The sequence below is a fragment of the Phenylobacterium sp. genome (genome assembly GCF_013822795.1).
GTDB lineage: Bacteria > Pseudomonadota > Alphaproteobacteria > Caulobacterales > Caulobacteraceae > Phenylobacterium.
On record NZ_PNLB01000005.1, the window covers coordinates 173,001 to 197,698 of the forward strand.

The following is a 24,698-nucleotide window of genomic DNA, read 5'->3' on the forward strand; positions in this document are numbered from 1 at the left end:
GCTCGGGCGTTGTGGTCGCGCCAGGAAGTCTGAAGGGGCCGCTGCGGCGAGGCATGGACGACGAACCGGACCACACTTCCATCTCCGCCATCGTTCGTGAGTTCACCGAGCGCGAGAGCGTCAGCATCGGCGAGATCGTCGATCGCTTCGGGACGCGGGCGTTCGGCGCGCTGCTGTTCATCTTCGCGCTGCCAAACCTTCTGCCGCTGCCGCCGGGCTCCTCGACGATCCTCGGCGCGCCGCTGCTGCTGCTGGCGCCGCAGGTGGCGTTGGGCGTCGATGCGCCCTGGCTGCCGCGCTCGGTCGACGGGCGCCGGATCAGCGGGGCCGATCTCAACAAGGTGTTCGGGCCGCTGCTGCCCTGGGTCGAGCGGTTCGAGAAGGTCTCCCGCCCGCGGATCGGGTTGCTGTTCAGCGTCTGGGGGCAGCGGCTGATCGGGACGATCTGCACGCTGCTGGCCTTCGTGCTGATCCTTCCGATCCCGCTGGGCAACCTGCTGCCGGGCCTGACCATCGGCGTGTTCGGGTTCTCGCTGTTCCAGCGGGATGGCTTTTTTGCGGTCGCCGGCTATGTGCTGGCGGGGTTCAGCGCCTTTCTTTTGTACGTCGCGGCCGACGCGGTGGTCGCCGGTGTTCGCCTTCTCGTGAACTGGCTCGGGGGTGCTTGACACCCAAGCCGCACGGGCGCGTTGTTAGCTCATGCAAGTCTTAGTCTCTGGCAAGCATGTCGCCGTTGGGGAGGCCCTGCGCGAGCGGGTCACCGACGAAATCACCGGTTCCATCGGGAAGTACTTCGAACGTGGCGGAGACGCCGACGTCGTAGTCAGCCGTGAGGGCCATTCCTTCCGAGTCGACTGCGCGGTGAAGCTGGCCTCAGGCCAGGCGTTGCAGTCCCATGGTCTGGGGAGCGACGCGCACGGTGCGTTCGATGCCGCGCTCGCCAAGATCGAGACTCGCATCCGTCGCTACAAGCGAAGGCTGAAGAGTCATTCGGCCGCGGCCAACGCCAAGCAGGCGGAAACCGCGTCCTACTTCGTCATCCGCGCGCCGGAGGGCGAGGAGGACGTCGACTGGGACGACGGCGAAACGTCGCAGTCCGCGCACGCGCCGCCTTCGGCGATGGTGATTGCAGAAACCGAAAAGCCCGTCCGCGAGATGACCGTTTCTATGGCGGTCATGGAGTTGGACTTGACGGAATCTCAAACAATCGTGTTTAGGAACGCCGCTCACGGAGGCTTGTCCGTGGTGTACCGCCGGCCGGATGGGAATATCGGCTGGATCGATCCCGAACGTACGAAGTCGCTCGATGGGAACGGCGTAAACGGAGCCAGCGTCTAGGCGCTGGAATCCCGCCGTCCCGGAGCCGGACGTCGGTCGGGCTTTGTTCGAGTTTGGGCGTCACGAGATTATGCAAATAGGCGACATCCTGGACCGCGCGGCGATCGCGGCGCGTGCGAGCGCGCCGAGCAAGCGTCAGGCCCTGGCCGTGGTGGCGGAGATCGCCGCCCGGCAATTCGGGCTGGACGCCGGCAGCGTGCTGGACGCGCTGATCGAGCGCGAGAACGCCGGTTCGACCGGCGTCGGCCACGGCGTGGCCGTACCGCATGCGCGGCTCGAGGGGCTGACCCAGATGCGCGGCCTGTTCGTGCGCCTGGACCAGCCAGTCGAGTTCGAGTCGGTGGACGAGCAGCCGGTCGACCTGATCTTCGCGCTGTTCGCCCCGCCGAACGCCAGTTCGGAACACCTGCGGGCCTTGGCCCGGGTGTCGCGGATGTTGCGTCAGGGCGACCTGCGCGAGCACCTGCGCCAGGCCAGGACGCCCGACGCTATTCACGCGCTGTTGGTTCAGGAACGGCCGTCTGCAGCGGCCTGATGGGGCGGCTGGCCGGGGCCTCGGGCCCGACCAGCGCATGTTGCTATCGCTTAGTGCACCGAGACCGGCGCCAGTTCGTGGGCCAGCGCCGCGGCGACGGCCGAGTCCTTGTCAGTCAGCACCGCTAGGCGTTCGCCGTCGGCGCGGTGGACCGCATACAAAATCTGATCGGGATCGAGCTGAAACCCCTGGATCTGTGCAGCGGGCGTGCTCGCCATGATCTCGGCGGCCTTGATCGGACGGACATAGACCAGGTCCGGGGCCCCGAGGGCGGCGAAAGCTTCAGTCGTAAGATTGGGCGTCATCATTGACCACCTCCGTAAAACTCAACGCTTCGAACGGCCGCCGGTTCAGCCGGCCGTCTTGATCGGGATCCGCTGAACCAGGCGCTCCGGCTCTGGGCGGATCAGGTCGATGTGCAGCAGGCCATGGGCCAGGACCGCCCCGTCGACCTTCATGCCGTCGGCCAGGACGAAGGTGCGGATGAAGCCGCGCGCCGCGATGCCGCGGTGCAGATAGGCCTCCTCCGAGCCGCCCTCGCGCTTGCCGGCGACGACGAGTTGGCGATCGTCCTCGACCGTCACTTGCAGCTGGTCGGGGGTAAAGCCGGCGACAGCCAGGGTGATCCGCAGGGCGCCGTCGCCGCGGTCTTCCACGTTGTACGGCGGATAGCTTTCGGCGGCGGCCTTGGCCGCGCGCTCGATCAGGCTGCGGGTATGATCGAAACCCAGCAGAAAGGGGCTGTCGAAGACAAGCGACCGGTTCATTCCAGAGTCCTCAGTTTAAGCGACTCCCCGGAACCTCCGCCCAAAGCTCGGCACGGCGATCCGGTTGGATTTCATGTGGCGATTAGGCCACGCGATTTCAACGGTGCAGCCGGTCGGGCGGGCTTGTGAAGCGGCGCCGCGCGAAACTACGCTAACCGGGGCGGAAGGGGTGATCGATGGGCAAGGCGTTCGGCTGGAGCATCGTTGTGGTGTTCGCCCTATTCGGCGCCGGTGTGCTGTGGCTTTCGATGCCGATCTTCTTCTTCCCGCTGCTGGCCCCGGCGGTGTCCGACGTTCTGCAGCGTCCCGCTGTGGTCCCAATGAAGGGCGCGCGCGCCGACTACCACTGGAAGGGAAGCGGCTTGAGCTGGGCCTGGTGCGAGGATGTCGGCGGCGGCTCGGTGCACTGGGACGCCTACGGCGGGCAGGTGAAAGCGTCCTTGGCCCTTGAGCCGATGTGCGATCGCTTCGACGGCTCGAGAAACAACAACCGTTGGGACGCCAGCTACTCGACCGCAGCGTGGGAAGGGGTCCTCTTCCACTCGCCGGGGCAGCAGCGCGAGGAGGCCTGCCAGACCGTCGTTTCGGCCGACAAGGTCGACGCGTACGTGCAACTGGCACGGACCGCGCGGGGGCGGACGGCCAATCGTGAACGGGCGGCGGTATTGTCGGAGTTCGAACGCCGGCTGCTGGCGATAGACCTGCGTGCGCTGGAAGCGGCGCCGAATGACCTCGACGCTTGCCGTGCAGGCGAGGGTGGGGCGAGCTAGCGCTGACTCGCTGCTGACAGGTTTCGGCCCTCGGCGCGTTAGCCGTGGCAGGTCCTATTGTCCACGGAGCGAGTCCTATGCCCCTCACCGCCACCTGCCATTGCGGCGCCACCAAGATCGAGGCGCCGGTCCCGACCAGCGCCACCGAATGCAACTGCACCTACTGCGCCCGCACCGGCGCGGTGTGGGCCTACTACAAGCCTGGCGAGCTGCAGATGCTCTCGCAGGACGGCGAGCGGACCTACTCGGCCAGCGACGCCGGCAACGACCATCACTTCTGCGGTCGTTGCGGGATGCAGACCTGGGGCGACTCGCCTGACTGGGGCTCGGTCTACAATGTCGACGGAACGCCGAAGCCGGGGTTTGAGGCGGGCGCGTTCCCGAGCGCGCGTATCCACGCCCTGAACCTGCGGCTGGTCGATGATCTCGATTGGTCGGCGATCGCCGTGGAGAAGGTGGACGGCCGCAACAACTGGTGAGGCGGGCGCGCCGAGCCGGAGCCTAGATAAGGCGAAGGCCCGCAGGGTGTCCTGCGGGCCTCCATGGTGGAGCTAAGCGGAGTCGAACCGCTGACCTCTTGAATGCCATTCAAGCGCTCTACCAGCTGAGCTATAGCCCCGAGGTCTCGGGTCTCTTCAGTGGTCGCCCCCCGAAGAGGCGCGGAACCTAGTCTGAGAGTTTCGTGCGATCAACCCACCCTGAAAGAAAAATTTGAGCGGGTTGTCGCACCCCTGATTTTACCGGTCGTCGTCGTCCCCTTCGCCCGGCAGACCCTCGATTTCGGTGTCGTCGAAATCGTCCTCGTCCTCGTCTTCCAGGAACGGGACGTCGTCGCTTTCCTCGTCCTCGAGGTCGTCCTCGGTGAACTCGGAGAGTTGGTCTTCCGGCGTGGCGTCGGGCGCCTCGTCGTCGTCGTCAGAGACCAGCGGCGGCTCATTGGCGACTTCGTCGAGTTCGGGGGTGGCCGCCTCGTCTTCGTCTTCTTCGTCCTCGTCCTTGGCCTTGCCGCGGACTTGATCTTCGGCCTCGTCGTGTTCGTGGTCGACGGGCGAGGTGCGGGCGCGAACCCGGCGGTTACGGACGGCTTCGTCCGGGTCGAACTCCGTGCCGCACTTGGGGCAGACGGCGGGCCGGCGGGTCAGGTCGTAGAATTTTGCCTGACAGTTGGGGCAAATTTGCTTTGCGCCCAGTTCTGGATTGGCCAAGGGGCGTAGCCTCTTAGAGAGGTTGGAATTGAAGCGGGCTCCCTTGCCATGGGCGGGGAGCGCTGTCAAAAGCAAACCCCTTTTCGAAAAACAGCAAGGCCTTAAGGAGGCTTGGCAATCCTATGACGTCAGCAGGACTGACCGCGAAACGCGGCGGCCCGCTGCGGGGCCGCGTGCGCGCCCCAGGCGACAAATCGATCTCCCACCGTTCACTTATCCTCGGCGCGCTGGCGCGGGGAACGACCGAGATCGAAGGGCTTCTCGAAGGGGATGACGTGCTGCGGACGGCCGCGGCGATGCGCAGTTTCGGCGCCAAGGTCGAGCGGCTCGGCGAAGGCCGCTGGCGCGTCGAGGGCGCGGGCGGGTTTTCCGAACCCTCGGACGTGATCGACTGCGGCAACGCCGGCACCGGCGTGCGCCTGATCATGGGCGCGATGGCGGGCTTCCCCTTCGCAGCGACCTTCACGGGCGACGAATCCCTGCGCGGCCGGCCGATGCGCCGCGTGCTGGGGCCGCTGAGCCAGATGGGCGCGACCTTCATGGGCCGCTCGAACGGCCGCCTGCCGCTGACCCTGCAGGGCGGGGAGCTGAAACACCTGTCCTACCGGCTGCCCGAGCCCTCGGCGCAGGTGAAGTCGGCGGTGCTGCTGGCCGGATTGCATGCGCAGGGCGGCGCCCAGGTGATCGAGCCCGAGGCGACCCGCGACCACACCGAGCGGATGCTGCGCGCCTTTGGGGCCGTGGTCGAGGTGCAGGACAAGCCTGACGGCCGCTGGATCACCCTGCCGGGCGGCCAGACGCTGACCGGGACCAAGGTGCGGGTGCCGGGCGATCCGTCGTCGGCGGCGTTCCCGCTGGTGGCCGCGCTGGTGACGCCGGGCTCGGAGGTGACGGTCGAGGGCGTGCTGCTGAACGAGCTGCGCACCGGCCTCTTCACCACCCTGCAGGAGATGGGCGGCGACCTGGTCATTTCGAACGTGCGCGAGGAGAGCGGCGAACCGGTCGGCGACATCACCGCCCGCCATTCGATGCTGAAGGGCGTCTCGGTGCCGCCGGAACGGGCGCCGTCGATGATCGACGAGTATCCGATCCTAGCGGTGGCCGCCGCCTTCGCCGACGGCTCCACCGCCATGCGCGGCATCGGCGAGATGCGGGTCAAGGAAAGCGACCGCATCGCCCTGATGGCGGCGGGCCTGGCGGCTTGCGGCGTCGGGGTCGAGGAGGAGCCCGAGGGGCTGATCGTGGTCGGCGCGGCGCGCGGCAATCATGCGGTCGCCGGCGGCGCCGAGGTGACCACCAAGGGCGACCACCGGATCGCCATGTCGCACCTGGTCATGGGCCTGGCCGCCGACGCGCCGATCGCGGTGGACGAGCCGGGCATGATCGCCACCAGCTTCCCGGGCTTCGTCGAGCTGATGCGCGGCATGGGCGCGGAGATCTCGTGAAGGCCCCGTTCGTCATCGCGGTCGACGGGCCGGCGGCCTCGGGCAAAGGCACGATCGCCAGCCGCTTGGCCGCGGCCTACGACATGCCGATGCTGGATTCCGGCCTGCTCTACCGGGCGGTCGGGGTGCTGTTGACGCGGCATGGCGGCGACCTGGACGACGTCGAGGCCGCGACGCAGGTGGCGCGTGAGCTGACCGCCGAAATGCTGACCGATCCGGCTTTCCGCACGCGGGAGGCCGGCGAGGCGGCGAGCCGGGTGGCGGTCCACACGCCGGTTCGCGAGGCCCTGCGCGAGATGCAGCAGACGTTCGCCCACCGCCCCGGCGGCGCGGTGATCGACGGGCGCGACATCGGTACGGTGATCGCCCCGCAGGCCCCGGCCAAGCTCTATGTCACGGCCGGCCCCGAAGTCCGCGCCGAGCGGCGCTTCAAGCAGCTCGTGGCCCAGGGCGAAGCGGTCGCCTACGAGGACATCCTCGCCGACATTCTCAAGCGCGACGCCCGCGACGGCGGCCGCGCCGACAGCCCGATGCGGCCGGCCGACGACTCCGTCTTGCTGGATACCAGCGAAATGACTATAGAGCAGGCCACCGATGCGGCCCGCCGTATCGTCGAGGCGGCGCGCGCGCGCTGGGAGCTTTCCTAGAGGGAGCAACCGGCCCGCAAATCCAACCGCGCCTTTCCCTCGCACGGCTGCGGGCAAATCACCGGCGCGGGGTCTCCCGCGTCATCGGTCGCAACCCTCAACCTGACGCCGGGACTCCGTCCGAACTCCGTTCGGCTGGGGTCATGCCCTTTCCGAAGGGAACCGACGTCATTCAAGACGAAAGAACATCAATGGCTGACGATCTTAGCCTGAACCCCTCGCGTGACGATTTCGCCGCGCTGCTCGACGCCTCGATGGGCGGCCGTGACTTCATGGAAGGCACCGTCGTCAAGGGCGCCGTGGTCGGCATCGAAAAGGACTTCGCGATCATCGACGTCGGTCTGAAGACCGAAGGCCGCGTGTCCGTGAAGGAATTCGGCGTCGACGAAAGCGGCAAGGCGACCCTGAAGGTCGGCGACACCGTCGAAGTCTTCCTGGAACGCGTCGAAAACGCCATGGGCGAAGCGGTCATCAGCCGCGACAAGGCCCGCCGCGAAGAAGCCTGGACCCGTCTGGAAGGCGTCTACGAGAAGAACGAGCCGGTCATGGGCACCATCGTGGGCCGCGTGAAGGGCGGCTTCACCGTGGACCTGGGCGGCGCCTCGGCCTTCCTGCCGGGTTCGCAAGTCGACATCCGCCCGGTGCGCGACGTCGGCCCGCTCATGGGCAAGGAACAACCCTTCGCCATCCTCAAGATGGACCGTCCGCGCGGCAACATCGTCGTCTCGCGTCGCGCCATCCTGGAAGAAGCCCGCGCCGAACAGCGCACGGAGCTGGTCAGCCAGCTGCAAGAGGGCGAAGTCCGCGAAGGCGTGGTCAAGAACATCACCGACTACGGTGCGTTCGTGGACCTGGGCGGCATCGACGGCCTGCTGCACGTCACCGACATGAGCTGGAAGCGCGTCAACCACCCGAGCCAAGTGCTCGCGGTCGGCGACACGGTTAAGGTCCAGATCGTCAAGATCAACCCGGACACCCAGCGCATCAGCCTCGGCATGAAGCAACTGCAGTCCGATCCGTGGGACGGCGTGGAAGCCAAGTACCCGGTGGGCGCGAAGTTCACCGGCCGGATCACCAACATCACCGACTACGGCGCCTTCGTGGAGCTGGAGCCGGGCGTCGAAGGTCTGGTCCACGTTTCGGAAATGTCCTGGACCAAGAAGAACGTCCATCCGGGCAAGATCGTCTCGACCTCGCAAGAAGTCGACGTGGTCGTGCTGGACGTCGATCCGTCCAAGCGCCGCGTGTCGCTGGGCCTGAAGCAGGCCATGGCCAATCCGTGGGACGCCTTCGTGGCCGCCCATCCGATCGGCTCGACCGTCGAAGGCGAAGTCAAGAACGCGACCGAATTCGGTCTGTTCATCGGCCTCGACAACGACATCGACGGCATGGTGCACCTGTCGGATCTCGACTGGACCGTGTCGGGTGAAGAAGCGATCGCCAAGTACAACAAGGGCGACGTGGTCAAGGCGCGCGTTCTCGACGTCGACGTCGAGAAGGAACGCATCTCGCTGGGCATCAAGCAACTGGCCGGCGATCCGATGGAAGGCGACACCTACCGTCGCGGCCAGACCGTCACCGTGACCGTCACCGAGATCACCACCGGTGGTATCGAAGTGAAGTTCGGCGACGACGAAGCCCCGATGACGGCGTTCATCCGCAAGTCGGACCTGTCGCGGGACCGCACCGACCAACGTCCGGAGCGCTTCGCCGTGGGTGACCGCGTCGACGCTCAAGTGACCCAAATCGACAAGGCCGCTCGCCGCGTGTCGCTGTCGATCAAGGCGCTGGAAATGGCCGACGAGAAGGAAGCCATCGAGCAGTTCGGGTCCTCGGACTCGGGCGCTTCGCTGGGCGACATCCTCGGCGCGGCCCTTCGCGAGAAGGCCGGCAAGGAATAAGCCTCATAGCCGCATAGCGGTTTGAAGCTGACGGCGGATCGGGAAACCGGTCCGCCGTTTTCTTTTCTGGGCCAGGCGGAGCGGGCGACCGGTCCGCCGTTTTCTTTTCTGGGCATGCCGGTATCGTGCGCCGCCGAGGGCCTGTCCGGCTCGTATCGCCTGGAGGTCCGTGCTTGTCGTTTCGTCCCGCCTTGGCGGCGCTTGTCGCCATGCCGCTCGCCGCCGTCTCGACCGCACCCATGGCCGCCGACCGGCCAAGCTTTAGTCCGCCGTCCGCCTGGGTGGCGGTGGCGGATATCCCGCCGGCCCCGCCGGAGGATGGCGCGGCCGCGGTGCAGGTGGTGCTGGACGACAACCAGACGCGGCTCTCGCCGGACGGCGACGCCTACTACAATCGGCGCGTCTATCGCGTGGCGCGGCCCGAGGGGCTGACCGGCTTCCAGTCGCGCAACGTCACCTGGGATCCGTCGGTCGAGCAGGTGGCCTGGCACACCCTGCGCATTGTTCGCGACGGCAAGACCATCGACTTGCTGAAAGGGGGCAAGGACCTGCTGGTCCTGCGCCGCGAGACCAATCTGGAGCGGGCGATGCTGGACGGACGGCTGACCGCCAGCCGCCAGATCGAGGGCCTGCAGGTCGGCGACCTGGTCGACATGGCCTGGACCATCACCCGCCGCGATCCGATCGTCGAGGGCCACTCCTACGACTATGAACGCATGCAGTTCCCCGGCGCGGCCGGCCGCTACCGCGTGCGGGTCTCCTGGCCGCAGGACAAGACGGTGCGCTGGCAGGGCACGGAGGGCTTCGGCGCGCCGACGCTCGTCAGCAAGAACGGCTGGACGCTGTTGGAGCGCGACCAGGCCCTGGCCACCGCGCCCAAGCCGCCGTTGGGCGCGCCGCTGCGCTTCCAGCGGCTAGGCGACCTCGAAGTGTCCAGCTACGGCGCCTGGGGCGACGTCTCGCGCATCATGCATCCGCATTTCGTCAAGGCCGGGGCGCTGGGCCCGGGCTCCGACGTGAAGGTGCAGGCGGCGGTCATCGCCGCGGCGCATCGAGAGCCGAAGGAACGCGCCTTCGCGGCCCTGCAGCTGGTCGAGGACCAGACCCGCTACCTGTTCCTGGGCATGGGCGAGGGCGGCTACGTGCCGGCCGCGGCGGACGAGACCTGGCAGCGGCGCTTCGGTGACTGCAAGGGCAAGACCGTGCTGTTGCTGGCGCTGCTGAACGAGCTGGGGATCGAGGCCGAGCCGGCGCTGGTGTCGCTCGGCGGCGGCGACGGGCTGGACGAGCGCCTGCCCTCGCTCTCGGCGTTCAACCATGTGCTGGTGCGGGCCAGCATCGGCGGCAAGACCTATTGGCTGGACGGAACCCGCACCGGCGACCGCGGCGGGCTCGACGACCTGCCGGCGCCCGGATGGCGCTGGGCGCTGCCGCTGCGGGCGGCCGGGGCCGAACTGGAACGCGTGGCCGAGGCCCCGCCGAGCCAGCCGCAGATCGTCGCCGCCATCCGCCTCGACGCCTCCAAGGGCCTCTCGGAGGCGGCGCCGGCCCGGGTCGAGCTGCGCATGCAGGGCGATGCGGCGGCCGGCTTCCGGCAGATCGCCGCGCGGGCGCCCAAGGCGGACCTGGAGCGCACCTTCCGCCAGGCCTTCTCGTCGAGCTACAGCTGGATCGAACTGGACAGCGTCAGCTGGGACAGCCGGCCGGGCGACAACAGCTTCTCGTTGGTCATGACCGGCAAGGCCGAGGTCGACTGGCGCGAGAACCCCGACCTCGGCGTGCGCGAGTTCAAGCTGCCGGGCGGCGGCGGGGCCGTCGCCGTCTATCCGCGGCGTGAGCCGGGCCCCAACCGCGATGCGCCCTATGCGGTGGCCTTTCCGACCTTCCGTGAGTCGGTGACCGAGGTGGTGCTGCCCGGCGGCGGGCGCGGCTTCACGATCCGCGGCCCCAACGGCGACCAGACGATCGGCGGTTACGAGGTGCGCCAGTCCTCGATCATCAAGGGAGAAGTGGCGCGGTTCTCGACCCAGGTGCGCGCGGTTGCGCCCGAGATTCCGGCGGCCGATATCGAGACGGCGAATCGCGGCCTGCGCTCGCTTGCGGCCCAGGAATACTTCGTGCGGGCGCCCAAATGACGTCGCGTTCACTTACCTGACGTCACCTGACGGTTGAAAAACCGGCGAACGGGGCTGGTGCAGGGGGCGTCAACCTTCTTTGCGCCTTGAACATCCAATCGGACTCGACCATGGTCCCGCTCGCTTCCAGCGATTTCTCGGAAGGCGCGCCGATCTGGCGAAGTTGTTGCTCTAGTTGAACGCCTATGAGCCGTCTCCCCACGGCTCGGGGACCCGGAAATAGGCATGATCAAGTCGGAACTTATCGCCCGCTTGTCGGAGGAGAACCCGCACCTGACCCAACGCGACGTCGAGCGCGTGGTCGGGGTGATCCTGGAGCGGATGATCCAAGCCCTGGAAACTGAAGGCCGCGTCGAGCTGCGCGGTTTCGGGGCCCTTTCGGTCCGTTCGCGCGACGCGCGCGCCGGCCGCAACCCGCGCACCGGCGAGTCCGTGGACGTGCGCGCCAAGCACGTGCCGTTCTTCAAGAGCGGCAAGGAACTGCGCGAACGGCTCAACGCCGACTAGTCGCCCCATAGAGGTTTGCGGTTGACCTAAAGGAAGGGCTCAGTCGATCCTGAGCCTTCTTTTCGACGGTCAACGGTGATCCATGGGCATTTTCTCTGAATTCCGCGAGTTCATCGCGCGCGGCAATGTCATCGACCTTGCGGTCGGCGTGATCATCGGCGCTTCGTTCAACAAGATCGTCGACAGCCTGGTCACCCAGGTGGTGATGCCCCCGATCGGCTTGATGCTCGGCGGGCTCGACTTCTCCAAGCTGCAGTTGGTGCTCAAGCCGGACGATCCGGCGACCGCGGCCAGCGAACTGGTCGCCATCCAGTACGGCGCCTTCATCAACACCCTGATCCAGTTCCTGATCGTCGCCTGGGTGATCTTCCTGCTGGTCAAGGGCGTGAACACGCTGCGCCGCAAGCAGGAGGACGCCCCCGCCGCGCCGACCGCGAGCGAGGCGCTGCTGACCGAAATCCGCGACCTTCTGAAGACCAAATCCTGATCCGGCTTGGCTTGGCGCGCCAGCGGGGATAACTGCGGCCCATGACCGTGCGCGCCAAGATCTGCGGACTTTCGACGCCCGAGACCGTGCGCGCGGCCATTGACGGCGGCGCCAGCCACATCGGCCTCAACTTCTTTCCCAAGAGCCCGCGCTATGTCGAACTCGAGCCGGCGGCGATGCTGGCCCCGCCGGCGCGGGCGCGCGGAGTGAAGATCGTGGCGGTCACGGTCGATCCGGACGACGCGTTCCTGGACCGGTTGATGGCCACGCTGAAGCCCGATCTCGTCCAACTGCACGGCAAGGAGACGCCGGCGCGCGCGCGCCAAGTCGCCGAGCGCACCGGCGTGGGCGTCATCAAGGCGCTGTCGGTGTCGGACGCGTCCGATGTCGCGGCGGCGGGCGCCTTCGAGCCGGTGGTCGAGCACCTGATGTTCGACGCCAAGCCGCCGAAGGACTCCGAACTGCCGGGCGGGACCGGCGCGCGGTTCGACTGGACGATCATGGCCGGGCGGCGCTTTCAGCGGCCCTGGCTGTTGGCCGGCGGCCTCGATCCGTGGAACGTCGCCGAGGCGGTCAAGCTGTCGGGCGCGCCCATCGTGGACGTTTCTTCTGGCGTGGAACGCGGTCCCGGACTAAAGGACCCGGCCTTGATCAAGGCGTTTCTCGACGCCGTCCTTCGCGCTTGAAGTTGCAGATTCCTGTGAACGCCCCAGCGAAACCGAACGATTACACCGCCTATCCGGACGCTTCCGGCCGCTTCGGCGACTATGGCGGGCGCTATGTGCCCGAGACGCTGATGCCGCTGGTCCACGACCTGGACGCGGCCTACACGGCGGCGAAGAACGATCCGGCCTTCCAGGCCGAGCTGCGCAGCTTCCTGACGCACTATGTGGGCCGCCCGAGCCCGCTCTACTACGCCGAGCGGCTGACGCAGCACTACGGCGGGCCGAAGATCTATCTGAAGCGCGAAGAGCTCAACCACACCGGCTCGCACAAGATCAACAACTGCATGGGCCAGATCCTGCTGGCCATGCGGATGGGTAAGACCCGGATCATCGCCGAGACCGGCGCCGGCCAGCACGGCGTGGCGACGGCCACCGTCTGCGCCCGCTTCGGCCTGCCCTGCGTGGTCTATATGGGCGCGGTCGACGTTGAGCGGCAAAAGCCCAATGTCTTCCGGATGAACCTGCTGGGCGCCCAGGTCGAGGCGGTCACCGCCGGCTCGGCGACGCTGAAGGACGCCATGAACGAGGCCCTGCGCGACTGGGTCACCAACGTTCACGACACCTACTACCTGATCGGCACGGCGGCGGGCATGCACCCCTATCCGGCCATGGTCCGCGACTTCCAGGCCGTGATCGGCAATGAGGTGAAGCAGCAGACCCTGGAGCTGGAGGGCCGTCTGCCTGACGCGGTCGTCGCCTGCGTCGGCGGCGGGTCCAACGCCATCGGCCTGTTCCACCCGTTCCTCAACGACGAGGGCGTGCAGCTGATCGGCGTCGAGGCGGCGGGCGAGGGCATGGAGACCGGCCGTCACGCGGCGGCGATCAACGGCGGCCGTCCGGGCGTCCTGCACGGCAATATGACCTATCTGTTGCAGGACGACGAAGGCCAGATCACCGAGGCGCACTCCATCTCGGCGGGCCTCGACTATCCGGGCATCGGCCCCGAGCACTCGTGGCTGCACGACGTCGGCCGGGCCAAGTACCTGACCTGCACCGACCAGGAGGCGCTCGACGCCTTCAAGCTGCTGGCCGAGCTGGAAGGCATCTTGCCGGCGATCGAATCCTCGCACGCCCTGGCTCGCCTGCCGGAGATCTGCAAGGAGGTCGGCAAGGACGGGATCGTGGTGCTGAACCTGTCCGGGCGCGGCGACAAGGACGTGCAGACCGTCGCCGACCACCTGGGCCGCCAGATTTGACCGTCTCGATGGATCGGCTGAAGTTCGCCCTGCAAGTCGTCGCCGCCGTGGCGCTGCTGCTGGGCGCAGCCTGGGCGACCGGCGTCGTCAAGGTGAACGTCGAACGCGACCCGACCCCCACGGTGCACAGGGCGTCCCAATGACCAAATCCCGTATCGAGGCCCGCTTCGCCCAGTTGAAGGCGGAGAACCGGGCGGCGTTCGTGGCCTATGTGATGGCCGGCGATCCCGACTACGCGACCGGCCTGGAGATCCTGCAGGGCCTGCCCGCGGCCGGCGCCGACCTGATCGAGGTCGGCTTCCCGTTCTCCGATCCGATGGCCGAGGGCCCGCCGATCCAGCGCGCCGCCCAGCGGGCGCTGGCGAACGGCCAGACGCTGAAGAAGACCCTGGCGATGGTCGCCGAGTTCCGGAAGGCCGACCAGACCACCCCGATCATCATGATGGGCTACGCCAATCCGCTGGTGCACCACGGCTATGACGCCTTCGCGCGCGACGCGGCCGCGGCCGGGGTCGACGGCGTGATCTGCGTCGACATCCCGCCGGAAGAGGCCGATCCGCTGGCCGACGCCCTGGACGCGAGCGAGCTGTCGCTGATCCGCCTGGCGACGCCGACCAGCGACGACAAGCGGCTGCCGGTGGTGATCCGTCGGACCTCGGGCTTCGTCTACTATGTGTCGGTCGCCGGGGTGACCGGCGTGAAGGAAGCCGACGCCGCCGCGGTGGCGCCGAACGTCGAGCGCATCCGCGCCGCGTCCGGCCTGCCGGTGGCGGTGGGCTTTGGAATCAAGACGCCCGAACGGGCCGCCGAGATCGCCCGGGTGGCGGACGCGGCGGTGGTCGGTTCGGCGCTCGTCGAAGAGGTCGCAACAGGCTTGGCAATGAACGAATCTGTGACCGCCAGGGTTCTTTCCAAAGTGGAATCCTTGGCTAAGGCTGTGCGCTCCGCGCGAGTCGAAAGCCTCACGGTGTAGAACCCCATGGCGATGGCTGAACAGCGAAACGACAAACCGGGCAAAAGCCCCCAGGCCCCGCGCGAACGCCGCGGCTGGCTCTCTCGGATTGCGCCCGGCGTGCGCAACCTCGTCGCCAAGCGCGAGACCCCGGAGAACCTCTGGGTCAAGTGCCCCGACACCGGCGAGATGATCTACCGCTCGGACCTGGAAGCGGCCCTTTGGGTCACTCCGTCCGGCCACCACATGCGGATCGGCGCCGAGCAGCGCCTGCGCTACACCTTCGACGACGGCCACTATGAGAAGCTGGAAGCGCCCAAGGGCGTGGTCGACGACCCGCTGAAGTTCCCCGACACCAAGCCCTACATGGACAAGCTGAAGGCGGCCCGGAAGGCGAGCGGCGCGCAGGACGCGATGAGCTCCGGCTACGGGACCATCGAGGGCGTGCCCTGCGTCGTCTCGGTGCAGGACTTCAGCTTCATGGGCGGCTCGCTCAGCGTCGGCGTCGGCGAGGCCTTCATCAAGGCCGCGCAGGAAGCCGTGAAGCGCGGCGTGCCCTATGTGATCTTCACCGCCGCCGGCGGCGCGCGCATGCAGGAGGGCACGCTGGCCCTGATGCAGATGGCCCGCACCACCCTGGCGCTCAACGAGGTCAAGGCCGCAGGCCTGCCCTACATCGTGGTGCTGACCGACCCGACCACGGGCGGGGTGTCGGCCTCGTACGCGATGCTCGGCGACATCCATCTGGCCGAGCCGAACGCCATGGTCGCCTTCGCCGGCCGCCGGGTGATCGAGCAGACCATCCGCGAGACGCTGCCGCCGGGTTTCCAGCGCGCCGAGTTCCTGGTCGAACGCGGCCAGATCGACCGCGTGGTGACCCGCGCCGAGATGCGCCCGGTGCTGGGCTCGCTCCTCAAGACCCTGATGATGGGACGCGACCGTTCGAAAGCCGCCTAGGCCTTGTCATTGCGCCCCCTCTGGGGGAGCTGTCAGCGAAGCTGACTGAGGGGGACTTTGACTCCGAGCGTTGCGGCGGCTGCGGCCCCCTCCACCACTTCGTGGTCCCCCTCCCCTAAAAGGGGAGGAATTAGACATGTATGATCCCATCCGTGCGTCGGACGAGGCGATCCTGCGGCTGCGGGCGCATCACCCCTCGCTCATCGACCTGACGACCGGCCGCGTCGAGCGCCTGCTGGAGGCGCTGGGCCATCCCGAACGGAAACTGCCGCCGGTGATCCATGTGGCCGGCACCAACGGCAAGGGCTCGACGGTGTCGTACCTGCGGGCGATCGCCGAGGCCGCCGGCCTGAAGGTCCACGTCATCACCTCGCCGCACCTGGTGCGCTTCGCCGAGCGGATCCGGGTGGCCGGCGAACTGATCAGCGACGCGCGGATGAGCGAGCTGATCGACAAGCTCGAGGCGGCCAACGCCGGCGAGCCGATCAGCTTCTTCGAGATCACCACGGTGCTGGCGCTACAGGCCTTCGCCGAGACGCCGGCCGATCTCTGCATCGTCGAGGTGGGCCTGGGCGGGCGGTTCGACGCCACCAACATCTTCGATGCGCCTGCCGTCAGCGTCATCACCCCAGTCGACTACGACCACCTGGAGATGCTGGGGCCCGAGCTCTCCAAGATCGCCTGGGAGAAGGCCGGCATTATCAAGCAAGGCCGCCCCGTCGTGGTCGCCCGGCAGATGGAGGAAGGCGAAGCCGTCATCCTGGAGGAGGCGGAAAAGCTCGATGCGCCGCTGACCCTGATGGGCCGCGACTTCGACGCCTGGGAAGAGCGTGGGCGGCTGCTGGTGCAGATGGAAGACCAGCTCTACGACCTGCCGCCGCCCAGCCTGTTCGGCGGCTATCAGTTCGCCAACGCCGGGCTGGCGGTGGCCGCGGCCCTGGCGCTGGGCGACCCGCGCATCGACGAGTCGGCCCTGGCCAAGGGCGTCTCCAGCGCTGTCTGGCCGGCGCGCTTCCAGCGCCTGACCGAGGGGCCGATGGCGCGGCTGGCGGCGACACGCGGCTCTGACCTGTGGCTGGACGGCGGGCACAATCCGCATGCCGGCCGGGCCTTGGCCGAGGCGGCCGGGCGGCTGGTGGCGCGCGATCCGCGGCCGCTCGTGCTGGTCGCCGCGATGTTCGCCCGCAAGGACGCCCTGGGCTTCTTCCAGCCGTTCGCGGACCTCAAGCCGACGGTGTTCGCCACCACCTTCGATTCACCGAATGCGGCCCCGGCCGACGAACTGGCCGCCGCCGCCGCCCAGGCCGGTTTGGCCGTGGACGAGGTCGCCGACGTCACGGAGGGCGTGCGCCGCGCCCTGGCCATGCCGGGACCGGCGCCGCACATCCTGATCTGCGGCGGGCTGCACTTCGCCGGCGAGGTGCTGGCCATGAGCCCAGAGACCTGGCCGACATGATCCCCTGGGTTCACCTGGGAACGGCGGTCGTGCCCGGCGACGGCGGTGAACTGCGGCTCATGCAGCGCGGGACCGAGTTCTCGATCATGTCGGGGCCCATCGAGCTGATGAGCAGCCGGCTCAGCGGTTCGGAGAAGGCGCTGGCGACCCTGGCCTGCGAGGCTCTCAAAGATCGCCCCAGGCCGCATTTCCTCATCGGCGGCTTCGGCATGGGCTTCACCCTGCGCGCGGCCCTGGAGAACCTTGGCCCATCGGCGCAGGTCACGGTCGGCGAGTTGGTGCCCGAGATCATCGCCTGGGCGCGCGGGCCGATGGCGCATCTGTCCGGCGAGTGCCTGCAGGACCCGCGGCTGACGATCGTCGAAGGCGATGTCGGCGATCTTATCCGGTCGGGCCGCGAGACCTACGACGCCATCCTGCTGGACGTCGACAATGGGCCCGAGGGCCTGAGCCGGGCGGAGAACGACAGGCTCTACAACGACAGCGGCCTGGCGGCGGCGCGGCGCGCCCTGCGGCCGGGCGGAATCCTGGCCGTCTGGTCGTCGGCCCGCGACGAGCGCTTCACCAAGCGGCTGCGCAAGGCCGGCTACGATGTGGAGGAGGTCGGGGTGCGCGCCACAGGCGGCAAGCGCGGCGCGCGGCACGTCATCTGGATGGCGACCGCGCCCGCGAAAGGCTGACGCAGCCGGGAGGCCCGGCTGCGCCGTAGAAGCTTAGATACCGGCTTCGTTAAGCCACTCGACGATCTTTTGCTTGGGCATGGCGCCGACCTTCATCGAGGCCATCTGACCACCCTTGAACAGCATCATCGTCGGGATGCCGCGCACGCCGTAGCGCGACGGGGTCGTCGGGCTGTCTTCGATGTTCAGCTTGGCCACGGTGACCTGCTCGCCGAGTTCGGCGGCGATCTGCTCCAGGGCCGGAGCGATTTGCTTACAGGGGCCGCACCACTCGGCCCAAAAGTCCACCAGCACAGGCTTTGACGCCTGCAGGACGTCCTTGTCGAAGGATTCGTCGGTGACCGTCACGGTGCTCATGAAAAGCTCCTTATAGCCCAGCCTGAAAAACGCGTGGCTGCGGCTCTCGATCCGCCGATGTAGGCGGGCATGGCCCTGGTATCAACCTTCACGATGGAGGTCGGCAAGGGTCTGACGCCACAGGTTTTCTGGAACCGCCATCAGCTTCGGGCCATCGGTCCAGACCAGGGCCGCCTCGATGCGCCGGCCCTCAAAGATATCCTCCAGCACCGCGGCGTAGATCGCCATCTGCCGCAGGTAGGCGCGGTCGGCGTCCTCGATGCGGTCGGGCGAGGGGCGGTTGGTCTTGAAATCCGCCACCAGGACACGGTCTTGCAGCACCACCAGCCGGTCGATGCGGCCGGAAATCGCCAGGCCCGGCGGCAAGCCGCGAGCGGTCCCGGCGACTGAGACTTCCGCCCGGCTGCCGGGCCCGAAGACTTCGGAAAAGCGGGAGTCGGTGAGCACGCCCATGGCCGCGGCGATCATCTCGGCGCGCTGTTCGGGGGTCAGATCACGTTCGCGCGAGAGGATGCGGGCGGCGGCGGCTTCGCGCTCCGCGGGCGGCAGATCGGGCAGGATCTGCAGCAGCCGGTGAATCAGGTCGCCGCGCCGGAAGCGGCCCAGGCCTTCTGTGCGGATCAGCGGCGAGGTGGCGGGCGTGGCAACGTCCTCGCCGAGCTGCGAGGGCGAGGCGTAGCGGGCGAAGGCCTCGGCGGGCGGCGCGATCTGGGCCCAGGCGGGCAGGGGCGCCGTGGCTTCAGCGCGAACCAGAGCCGCGCCCAGGGGGACGGGATCGGGGCCGAAGCGCACGAACTCGCGGCCGCCGCCGCGGATGTTCCGCTTCTCACCGCCGACGTCGGCGTGGTCGAAGGCGGCGACCGCCGCGCCCCACCAGCCCTTGATGTTCTCTTCCTTGGCGGTGGCCGAGACCCGGCCGCACAGCACGAGGCGATCGCGTGCGCGGGTCAGGGCGACGTAGAGCAGGCGCGCGGCCTCTTCCTCATCCTTGCGGGCACGCCACTCGCGGGCCTCCAGCGAGGCGGCGCAGTCGGTCCCCTTCGAGGTGCTCCAGAGGAAGCCGCCCTCCTGGGTCCGCATCAACGGCGAGCCGCGGGCGGTGCGGCCCAGCGTGGTCTCCGGCAGGAAGACGATCGGCGCCTCCAGGCCCTTGGCGCCGTGGGCGGTCATGACCCGCACCTCGTCGCGGCCGGCCTCCATCTCGCGCTTGACCGTGATGTCGAGGCTGGCGAGCGCGGCGGCCAGACTTTCGAGGTCCTCGACGCCGCGGCCCTCGGCGGCCAGCACCTGGGCGAGGAACTCGTCGAGGGCGTCCTCGGCCTCGGCGCCCAGCCGCTCCATCAGCCGCCGACGCATCGAGACGCCGCGCTCGTCGCGCAGGGCCAGCAGGTGCGAATAGAACTCGAAGGGCCGCGCGGCGCGGTTGGCGACCAGCCATTCGACGAGGTCCGCAGCGGCGGCCCATTGCGGCTTCTCTTCGCGGCGGCGGCGCAGCAGGGCGGCGAGGTTCTCGCGGCCGCGGCCGTGGGCCAGGGCGTAGAGGTTGTCGTCGGAGAGGTCGCAGAACGGGCTGCGCAGCAGCGCCGCCAGGGTCAGTTCGTCGGCCGGATATTGCGCGAAGCGGGCCAGGGCCAGCAGGTCGTCGAAGACGATGTGTTCGCTGAGCGCCAGCCGGTCGGCGCCGGCGACCGGGATCTTGCGGTGCTTGAGGGCGCGTAGGATCTCCTCGAACAGCGCCTTACGGCGGCGGACAAGGATCAGCACGTCGCCGGCGGTGGCCGGGCGCGGCTGGCGGGTGTCCTTGTCCAGCACGGCGTCGCCGCGTTCGATCAGGGCGCCGATCTCGGCGGCGATCTTCTCGGCCAGGCGCTTGTTGGCGCTGGCCTGGCCTTCCTCGTCGAGCGGCGCGTCCCAGGCGTCACGGACGTCGCCCTTCTCCTCGCGCTCCAAGGGCCAGAGGTCGACGCAGCCGGCGTCGGAGCGCACCGCCTGGTGGACGATGGCCTCGGCCTCGACGCGGGGCAGGATGGCGGCGGCGAGCTCGGGCGGGGAAAACGCGGCGTCCACGAAGCGCAGCACCTGGGGTGTCGAGCGCCAGGAGGTCAGCAGGTCGACGCGCTCGAACCGGAAGCCGGCGCCGGTGGCGCGCTCGCGGTGGAATTCGAACTCCTGGATCAGCAGCTCGGGTCGCGCGCCCTGGAACGAGTAGATCGACTGCTTCTCGTCGCCGACGACGAACATATTGCGCTCGAGCATCCGCTCGGTCGGCTGGCCGGAGCCGGAGAAGAACTCCTCGGTCAGGGCGCGGACGATCTCCCACTGCTCGGGGGCGGTGTCCTGGGCTTCGTCAACGAGGATATGATCAACCCCGCCGTCGAGCTTGTAGAGCACCCAGGCGGCCATCGGGCGCGAGGCGACAAGATCGCGTGTTTTTTCAATGAGATCGGTGAAGTCCAGCGCGCCTGAGGCGGTCTTCTCGATGGCGTAGGCGGCGAGGTAGGCACTGGCGAGGATCAGCGCGCCGTGGGTGTCGTGGGCGACGCGGGCGGCGCGGCGGCGCTCGCGGGCGATCTCCAGGCGGTCCTGTTCGGCCAGCAGGAAGAACCGCAGGTCCTCGCGGGCCTTGAGGCCGGAGGTCTTGGCGACCCAGGCGACGGGCGTGCTCTCGCCCTTCTCGGTGAAAAGGGCGGCCAGAGCCTCGTCGAGGCCGGCGCCGTCGGCCAGCGCGGCGGCCAGCTTGGCGGAGTTGGTGATGTCGGCCTTGCCGCCCTGGGCCAGCACCTCGACGCAATCGCGCCAGGCCGAGCGGTTCATTTCGGCCAGGGCCTGCGCTTCGATCGCCTCGGGCTCGGTCGGGGCGTCGAACTCGCAGACCTGCCAGACATGCTCGATCACGCCTTCCAGGCCGCCGTGGCGGTCGAAATAGGCGCCGAGCGCGCCGCGCTGGCTCTCGAAGGTCGCGAACATGCCCTGGAAGCTCTGGAAGTCGAGCGCCACCGAGAAGCGGGCGTAGGCCTGGGCGACGACGCCCTCGCCGCGGAGGGCGTGGCGGGCGACGGCCTTGCGCGCGGCGTCGGCGACCGCAGCGCTGGCGCTGTCGTCCATGACCCGGAAGCCGGGCGAAACGCCGGCCTCCAGCGGGAAGCGCCGCAGCAGCTTTTCGCAGAAGGCGTGGATGGTCTGGATCTTCAGCCCGCCAGGCGTCTCCAGGGCGCTGGCGAACAGGGCGCGGGCCTTGGACAGGCTGCGGGCGTCGTAGCTGTCGACGCCGCGGCCCTCGAGCTTGGCTAGCTCGGTCCGCAGGCTGGCGTCGTCATAGACCGACCAGCCGCCCAGCAGGTGGTAGAGCCGGCGCTGCATCTCGGCGGCGGCGGCCTTGGTGTAGGTGACGCAGAGGATGGTCTCGGGCTTGGCCCCGGCCAGCAGCAGGCGCGCGACCCGGTCGATCAGGGTCTTGGTCTTGCCCGAGCCGGCGTTGGCGGTGACGAAGGCCGAGATGGCCGGGTCGGCGGCCAGGCGCTGCGGGTCGACGGCGGGCGGGATCGCGTTCATTCGCCGTCCTCCTCGCCGCTGGTCGACCACTCGAAGACGCGGGCCAGGTGGTCGTAGTCGCTCATGTGCAGCTTCACGAACTGCGGGGCGACGCGCGAGGCGTAGGGGCGGCCGTGGTCGAACTGGCTGATCAGCTTGACCAGGCCCTCATAGGCGTTGGCGGCGGCCAGAGCGCTGTCGTCGCCCGGCAGGGCGCGGACTTCCTCGCGCCCGGCCGGCTTGCGGCCGGTGATCTCCAGATAGGTCAGTTCCCCCGGCTCGGGATGGCCGAGGGTCGGGAAGCCGCCGGATTGGAGGATCGCCGCCGTCAGGGTGAGCTGCGGCGAGAAGCCGGTCTCCACCACCTTCTTCGACGGCGCCTTGCCGGTCTTGTAGTCGAGGATGTGGCCGTACCCCTGCGGGTCGATCTCGATGCGGTCGGCGCGGGCGTTGACGGTGAACGGGCCGGCGGGGGCCTCGATGGTCAGCTCGCCCTTCAGCTCGACGTGGATGCTGCGGCCGTCGGCGCGGCGGCGGCGCTCCAGGTCGGCGACCCAGGCGGCGGCTTCCTTGGCCAGGGCGGTCTCGCGGGCCAGAGCCTCGTGCGGCATGCCGGCGGCTTCCAGCTCGGCGACATAGAAGCCTTCGAAGATCGCGGCGGCGTCGGGCGGCAACTGGTCAGGGTGATCCTCGGCCAGCCGTTCGAAGGCCTTGTGGATCGCGGTGCCGCGGGCGCGCGCCTCGACCGCCTCATCGGGCCGTTCCAGCGGGAACAGTTTGAGGATGTCGCGCGCCCAGACCGCGTAGGGATCGCGGGTGAGGGCCTCGATGCGGGTGACCGCCATTACGCGCGGCCGGTCGGCGATCGGCGGGTTGGGCGACGGACGCCTGGCGGGCTTGTAGTCCTGGGCGGCGTCGAGGGCGCGGGCCCAGTCGATGACGTCGGGACGGCCGGGCAGCAGCACGCCGGCGCCGCGGGCCAGGGTCTCCAGCCGCCAGAGCCAGCGCGACTTCACGGCCGGCGCGCCCTCTCGGCGTTCGGAGTGCAGCAGGATGACCTCAGGCGCGCAGGCTGCCTGGGCGAAATCGTGGGCGGCCAGGCCGACGCGGCGCTCAGGCGGCGGCAGACCCAGCCGCTCGCGCATCGGCCGCGACAGGAACGGGTCGAGCGGGGCGCCCTGCGGCCAGACGCCTTCCTCCAGCCCGGCGACCACCAGGCGGTCGGCGCGGGTGAGGCGGGCCTCGATGGCGCCGAGGATGCGCAGGCGCGGATGGGTCGAGCCGCCGGTGCGCACGCTCTCGCCGGCCATTAGCCGGGCGAACAGGTCGGCGAAGCCGCGCGGGGTGACGTGCGGCAGGCCTTCGGATTCGTCGATCAGCCCGGCCAGCAGCCGGCCCAGCGCTTCGCCGCCATGGCCGGCCCAGAGGTCGCCGTGATCGCCGAGCGGATCGACGGCCAGGGCTTCGAGGGTCTGCGTCAGGCGCCGGGCGGCGTCGGCCGGTGACTGGGCGGGATCTTCGATCTCCAGGCGCGAAAGCGCGGCCTGCAGCGTGCGGGACAGCGACAGGGCGATCTCGGACTTGCTGAGCCTGGCTTCCAGCGCAGGCCAGGCCGTGCAGCGTGGGCCGCGCAGACCCTCGCGCTCCAGCGCTGTGCGGGCCTCGATCAGATGTTCGGGGTCGAGGCCCAGCCGCACCAGCGGATGCTTGAGGATGGCGAGCAGCGTCACCGGGTCGAGCGGATCGATGGCGGCCTTGGCGACCAGGCCGGCCAGCACCCCGCCGGCGCAGCCAGATAGCGACAGGCCGGCCGAGGAGTCGGCGGCGACGCCCCAACGGGCCAGCTTGGCGGCGACGCGGCGGGCCAGGGCCTGATCGGGCGCGACCAGGGCGGCGGTGCGGCCGGGGGTTTCCAGCGCCTCGCGCAGCAGCAGGGCGGCGGCGGTCGCCGCCTCCTCCTCGGCGCGGGCAGTGACGACGGAGAGGCCGGACAGCCCCTCGGCGATGGCGTCGACGCCGTCGGCCTCGCCCTCCTCGCGCAGCTTTTCGATCACCGACAGCCAGTCGGCGGTGCGCTCGGCCGGGCGCAGGGCCTCGTTGATCACCCGGCGGCGCCAGCGGCCGCGCGAGTCGAGGGTGAAGGAGGCGGGCCACTCCATGACGTCGCGGCGCTCGATGCCGGCGCGATGCAGCAGGCGGCGCATGGCGCCCTGCGGATGCTGTTCGCCGACCTCGATCCAGGCGCTCTCGGCCAGGCTGTCGTCGAGGCCGGGCAGGACCACAGCCCCCTGCGGCGCGGCGGCGACCACGGCCAGCAGGTCGGCGGTGGCCGGCGCTGTGCCGGTCGAGCCGGCGGCGATGAGCACACCCTGGGGCGGGCGATCGGTCCAGGCCTGGGCCAGCTTGCGCAGCAGCGCCACGCGGCGCTGGGAGACGTCGACCAGGCCAAGTTCGGCCAGGCGCGCGGGCCAGGCGACCTGGGCCATCTCCAGGAACTCGCGGCTGATGCGCCAGTGCTCGGCGAGATCCGCGCCGACCAGTTCGGCTAGGCCGTCGCCGCTGACCTCCTCGATCTGCAGGCTGTCGAGGAAGGAGCCGAGGGCGTCGGCCAACTCCAGCGCTGCCGAGGCGTCGAGCTCGCGGCCGAGCTGCTTCTCGTGCGTCTTGACCAGGCGGGTCAGCTCGAAGCGGCGGCGCAGCGAGCCGATGGCGGCCGGCAGTTCGACGGCGAGGTCGCCGGGCTCGAACGGCGGTTCGCCCTCGTCGAGGTCGCCGAGCGGGCGGATCTGCGGCGGCAGCACGGCCTTGCCGCCGGCCGCGGCGATGAAGGCGTCGGCCAGGGCTCGCGCGCCGCGCCGCGTTGGAGTGAGGATGATCGCCTGGGACAGCGCGTCCGGGCCGAGCGGCGTCAGGGCGTCATAGAGGCCCGCCGCCAGGTCCTGCACGAACGGCCGGTGGGCGGGGATGTTGAACCAGCGCGGGCCGGGATGGGCGAAGAGGTTCATGGGGTGTTAGATCCTCCCCTCTTGGGGGAGGTGGATCGATGCGCAGCAGCGAGACGGAGGGGGACTGCTCTCAACTCGTGTGAGTCAAAGTCCCCCTCAGTC

At 69.2% G+C, this 24,698-nt stretch carries 24 protein-coding genes and 1 tRNA gene; 18 read left to right on the forward strand and 7 right to left on the reverse strand.

Translation table 11 applies throughout. The annotated features are described in order from the left end of the window. The first annotated feature begins 53 nt into the window (after positions 1-53). The 3 genes from C0481_RS06465 to ptsN all read left to right on the forward strand — a co-directional run bounded on the left by C0481_RS06465 (position 54) and on the right by ptsN (position 1,873). Complete coding sequence (locus C0481_RS06465; protein WP_293401856.1) at positions 54-668, forward strand: exopolysaccharide biosynthesis protein; 615 nt, start codon at positions 54-56, stop codon at positions 666-668. 31 nt (positions 669-699) lie between these two features. Beyond that, on the forward strand, positions 700-1,338 hold the full coding sequence (gene raiA, locus C0481_RS06470; protein ID WP_293401858.1) for a ribosome-associated translation inhibitor RaiA: 639 nt from the start codon (positions 700-702) through the stop codon (positions 1,336-1,338). A 70-nt stretch (positions 1,339-1,408) separates the two neighbouring features. Beyond that, positions 1,409-1,873 (forward strand): PTS IIA-like nitrogen regulatory protein PtsN, encoded by a 465-nt coding sequence (gene ptsN, locus C0481_RS06475; RefSeq protein WP_293401860.1) that lies wholly within the window; start codon positions 1,409-1,411, stop codon positions 1,871-1,873. A 50-nt stretch (positions 1,874-1,923) separates the two neighbouring features. Here ptsN and C0481_RS06480 read toward each other — a convergent pair whose 3' ends face one another. Further along, positions 1,924-2,178 carry a DUF1150 family protein gene (locus tag C0481_RS06480; protein ID WP_183772404.1) on the reverse strand — a complete coding sequence of 85 codons (255 nt, stop codon included), beginning with the start codon at positions 2,176-2,178 and terminating at the stop codon, positions 1,924-1,926. Between the two features lie 45 nt (positions 2,179-2,223). Continuing rightward, a complete protein-coding gene (locus tag C0481_RS06485) occupies positions 2,224-2,640 on the reverse strand; it encodes an Hsp20 family protein (RefSeq protein ID WP_293401864.1) in 417 nt (138 codons plus the stop codon). A 176-nt stretch (positions 2,641-2,816) separates the two neighbouring features. Between C0481_RS06485 and C0481_RS06490 the strand changes: the two genes are divergently transcribed. Further along, on the forward strand, positions 2,817-3,410 hold the full coding sequence (locus C0481_RS06490; RefSeq protein WP_293401866.1) for a hypothetical protein: 594 nt from the start codon (positions 2,817-2,819) through the stop codon (positions 3,408-3,410). A gap of 77 nt (positions 3,411-3,487) precedes the next feature. Continuing rightward, complete coding sequence (locus tag C0481_RS06495) at positions 3,488-3,889, forward strand: aldehyde-activating protein (protein ID WP_293401869.1); 402 nt, start codon at positions 3,488-3,490, stop codon at positions 3,887-3,889. 64 nt (positions 3,890-3,953) lie between these two features. Here C0481_RS06495 and C0481_RS06500 read toward each other — a convergent pair. Both C0481_RS06500 and C0481_RS06505 read right to left on the reverse strand, forming a co-directional pair. After that, positions 3,954-4,029, reverse strand: a tRNA-Ala gene (locus tag C0481_RS06500). Positions 4,030-4,147: 118 nt separating this feature from the next. Further along, positions 4,148-4,615: a TIGR02300 family protein gene (locus C0481_RS06505; protein WP_293401871.1), complete on the reverse strand. Its 468-nt coding sequence runs from the start codon at positions 4,613-4,615 to the stop codon at positions 4,148-4,150. A gap of 122 nt (positions 4,616-4,737) precedes the next feature. Here C0481_RS06505 and aroA point away from each other — a divergent pair, with 122 nt between their 5' ends. From aroA to C0481_RS06570, 13 genes are all read left to right on the forward strand, one after another. Beyond that, the gene (gene aroA, locus C0481_RS06510) at positions 4,738-6,060 is read left to right on the forward strand and encodes a 3-phosphoshikimate 1-carboxyvinyltransferase (RefSeq protein ID WP_293401873.1); all 1,323 of its coding nucleotides are present in this window, start codon (positions 4,738-4,740) and stop codon (positions 6,058-6,060) included. Then, entirely contained in the window at positions 6,057-6,707 is a 651-nt protein-coding gene (cmk, locus tag C0481_RS06515) for a (d)CMP kinase (RefSeq protein ID WP_293401875.1), read from the forward strand. Before aroA ends, cmk begins: the two co-directional genes overlap by 4 nt. Before the next feature lie 191 nt (positions 6,708-6,898). Continuing rightward, the gene (gene rpsA / locus C0481_RS06520; protein ID WP_293401877.1) at positions 6,899-8,608 is read left to right on the forward strand and encodes a 30S ribosomal protein S1; all 1,710 of its coding nucleotides are present in this window, start codon (positions 6,899-6,901) and stop codon (positions 8,606-8,608) included. 173 nt (positions 8,609-8,781) lie between these two features. Then, the gene (locus C0481_RS06525; protein WP_293401879.1) at positions 8,782-10,743 is read left to right on the forward strand and encodes a DUF3857 domain-containing protein; all 1,962 of its coding nucleotides are present in this window, start codon (positions 8,782-8,784) and stop codon (positions 10,741-10,743) included. A gap of 225 nt (positions 10,744-10,968) precedes the next feature. Beyond that, the gene (gene ihfB, locus C0481_RS06530) at positions 10,969-11,250 is read left to right on the forward strand and encodes an integration host factor subunit beta (RefSeq protein ID WP_293401881.1); all 282 of its coding nucleotides are present in this window, start codon (positions 10,969-10,971) and stop codon (positions 11,248-11,250) included. 82 nt (positions 11,251-11,332) lie between these two features. Continuing rightward, positions 11,333-11,737 carry a large-conductance mechanosensitive channel protein MscL gene (gene mscL / locus C0481_RS06535; RefSeq protein ID WP_293401883.1) on the forward strand — a complete coding sequence of 135 codons (405 nt, stop codon included), beginning with the start codon at positions 11,333-11,335 and terminating at the stop codon, positions 11,735-11,737. 41 nt (positions 11,738-11,778) lie between these two features. Further along, positions 11,779-12,423: a phosphoribosylanthranilate isomerase gene (locus tag C0481_RS06540; protein WP_293401885.1), complete on the forward strand. Its 645-nt coding sequence runs from the start codon at positions 11,779-11,781 to the stop codon at positions 12,421-12,423. A 14-nt stretch (positions 12,424-12,437) separates the two neighbouring features. Further along, a complete protein-coding gene (trpB, locus tag C0481_RS06545; protein ID WP_293401887.1) occupies positions 12,438-13,658 on the forward strand; it encodes a tryptophan synthase subunit beta in 1,221 nt (406 codons plus the stop codon). 8 nt (positions 13,659-13,666) lie between these two features. Beyond that, positions 13,667-13,801 (forward strand): hypothetical protein, encoded by a 135-nt coding sequence (locus C0481_RS06550; protein WP_293401889.1) that lies wholly within the window; start codon positions 13,667-13,669, stop codon positions 13,799-13,801. Further along, a complete protein-coding gene (gene trpA / locus C0481_RS06555) occupies positions 13,798-14,631 on the forward strand; it encodes a tryptophan synthase subunit alpha (protein ID WP_293401891.1) in 834 nt (277 codons plus the stop codon). The genes C0481_RS06550 and trpA overlap by 4 nt, the downstream gene beginning before the upstream one ends. Before the next feature lie 6 nt (positions 14,632-14,637). After that, on the forward strand, positions 14,638-15,567 hold the full coding sequence (gene accD / locus C0481_RS06560; RefSeq protein ID WP_293401892.1) for an acetyl-CoA carboxylase, carboxyltransferase subunit beta: 930 nt from the start codon (positions 14,638-14,640) through the stop codon (positions 15,565-15,567). Between the two features lie 136 nt (positions 15,568-15,703). Next, complete coding sequence (locus C0481_RS06565; RefSeq protein ID WP_293401893.1) at positions 15,704-17,023, forward strand: folylpolyglutamate synthase/dihydrofolate synthase family protein; 1,320 nt, start codon at positions 15,704-15,706, stop codon at positions 17,021-17,023. Further along, complete coding sequence (locus C0481_RS06570; RefSeq protein WP_293401894.1) at positions 17,020-17,703, forward strand: MnmC family methyltransferase; 684 nt, start codon at positions 17,020-17,022, stop codon at positions 17,701-17,703. The genes C0481_RS06565 and C0481_RS06570 overlap by 4 nt, the downstream gene beginning before the upstream one ends. Positions 17,704-17,736: 33 nt before the next feature. Here the strand turns inward: C0481_RS06570 and trxA are convergent, their stop codons facing one another. The 3 genes from trxA to addB all read right to left on the reverse strand — a co-directional run bounded on the left by trxA (position 17,737) and on the right by addB (position 24,596). Further along, positions 17,737-18,060: a thioredoxin gene (gene trxA, locus C0481_RS06575; protein WP_183771157.1), complete on the reverse strand. Its 324-nt coding sequence runs from the start codon at positions 18,058-18,060 to the stop codon at positions 17,737-17,739. A gap of 81 nt (positions 18,061-18,141) precedes the next feature. Continuing rightward, entirely contained in the window at positions 18,142-21,612 is a 3,471-nt protein-coding gene (gene addA, locus C0481_RS06580; RefSeq protein ID WP_293401895.1) for a double-strand break repair helicase AddA, read from the reverse strand. Beyond that, complete coding sequence (gene addB / locus C0481_RS06585; protein ID WP_293401896.1) at positions 21,609-24,596, reverse strand: double-strand break repair protein AddB; 2,988 nt, start codon at positions 24,594-24,596, stop codon at positions 21,609-21,611. The genes addA and addB overlap by 4 nt, the downstream gene beginning before the upstream one ends. Between the last annotated feature and the right edge of the window lie 102 nt (positions 24,597-24,698).

Bases quoted from the DNA above. Each gene is read 5' to 3' on its own strand.
- C0481_RS06465 (WP_293401856.1), top strand. From the start codon at position 54: ATGGACGACGAACCGGACCACACTTCCATCTCCGCCATCGTTCGTGAG.
- raiA (WP_293401858.1), top strand. From the start codon at position 700: ATGCAAGTCTTAGTCTCTGGCAAGCATGTCGCCGTTGGGGAGGCCCTG.
- ptsN (WP_293401860.1), top strand. From the start codon at position 1,409: ATGCAAATAGGCGACATCCTGGACCGCGCGGCGATCGCGGCGCGTGCG.
- C0481_RS06480 (WP_183772404.1), bottom strand. From the start codon at position 2,178: ATGACGCCCAATCTTACGACTGAAGCTTTCGCCGCCCTCGGGGCCCCG.
- C0481_RS06485 (WP_293401864.1), bottom strand. From the start codon at position 2,640: ATGAACCGGTCGCTTGTCTTCGACAGCCCCTTTCTGCTGGGTTTCGAT.
- C0481_RS06490 (WP_293401866.1), top strand. From the start codon at position 2,817: ATGGGCAAGGCGTTCGGCTGGAGCATCGTTGTGGTGTTCGCCCTATTC.
- C0481_RS06495 (WP_293401869.1), top strand. From the start codon at position 3,488: ATGCCCCTCACCGCCACCTGCCATTGCGGCGCCACCAAGATCGAGGCG.
- aroA (WP_293401873.1), top strand. From the start codon at position 4,738: ATGACGTCAGCAGGACTGACCGCGAAACGCGGCGGCCCGCTGCGGGGC.
- rpsA (WP_293401877.1), top strand. From the start codon at position 6,899: ATGGCTGACGATCTTAGCCTGAACCCCTCGCGTGACGATTTCGCCGCG.
- ihfB (WP_293401881.1), top strand. From the start codon at position 10,969: ATGATCAAGTCGGAACTTATCGCCCGCTTGTCGGAGGAGAACCCGCAC.
- mscL (WP_293401883.1), top strand. From the start codon at position 11,333: ATGGGCATTTTCTCTGAATTCCGCGAGTTCATCGCGCGCGGCAATGTC.
- C0481_RS06540 (WP_293401885.1), top strand. From the start codon at position 11,779: ATGACCGTGCGCGCCAAGATCTGCGGACTTTCGACGCCCGAGACCGTG.
- C0481_RS06550 (WP_293401889.1), top strand. From the start codon at position 13,667: ATGGATCGGCTGAAGTTCGCCCTGCAAGTCGTCGCCGCCGTGGCGCTG.
- trpA (WP_293401891.1), top strand. From the start codon at position 13,798: ATGACCAAATCCCGTATCGAGGCCCGCTTCGCCCAGTTGAAGGCGGAG.
- accD (WP_293401892.1), top strand. From the start codon at position 14,638: ATGGCGATGGCTGAACAGCGAAACGACAAACCGGGCAAAAGCCCCCAG.
- C0481_RS06565 (WP_293401893.1), top strand. From the start codon at position 15,704: ATGTATGATCCCATCCGTGCGTCGGACGAGGCGATCCTGCGGCTGCGG.
- C0481_RS06570 (WP_293401894.1), top strand. From the start codon at position 17,020: ATGATCCCCTGGGTTCACCTGGGAACGGCGGTCGTGCCCGGCGACGGC.
- trxA (WP_183771157.1), bottom strand. From the start codon at position 18,060: ATGAGCACCGTGACGGTCACCGACGAATCCTTCGACAAGGACGTCCTG.
- addA (WP_293401895.1), bottom strand. From the start codon at position 21,612: ATGAACGCGATCCCGCCCGCCGTCGACCCGCAGCGCCTGGCCGCCGAC.
- addB (WP_293401896.1), bottom strand. From the start codon at position 24,596: ATGAACCTCTTCGCCCATCCCGGCCCGCGCTGGTTCAACATCCCCGCC.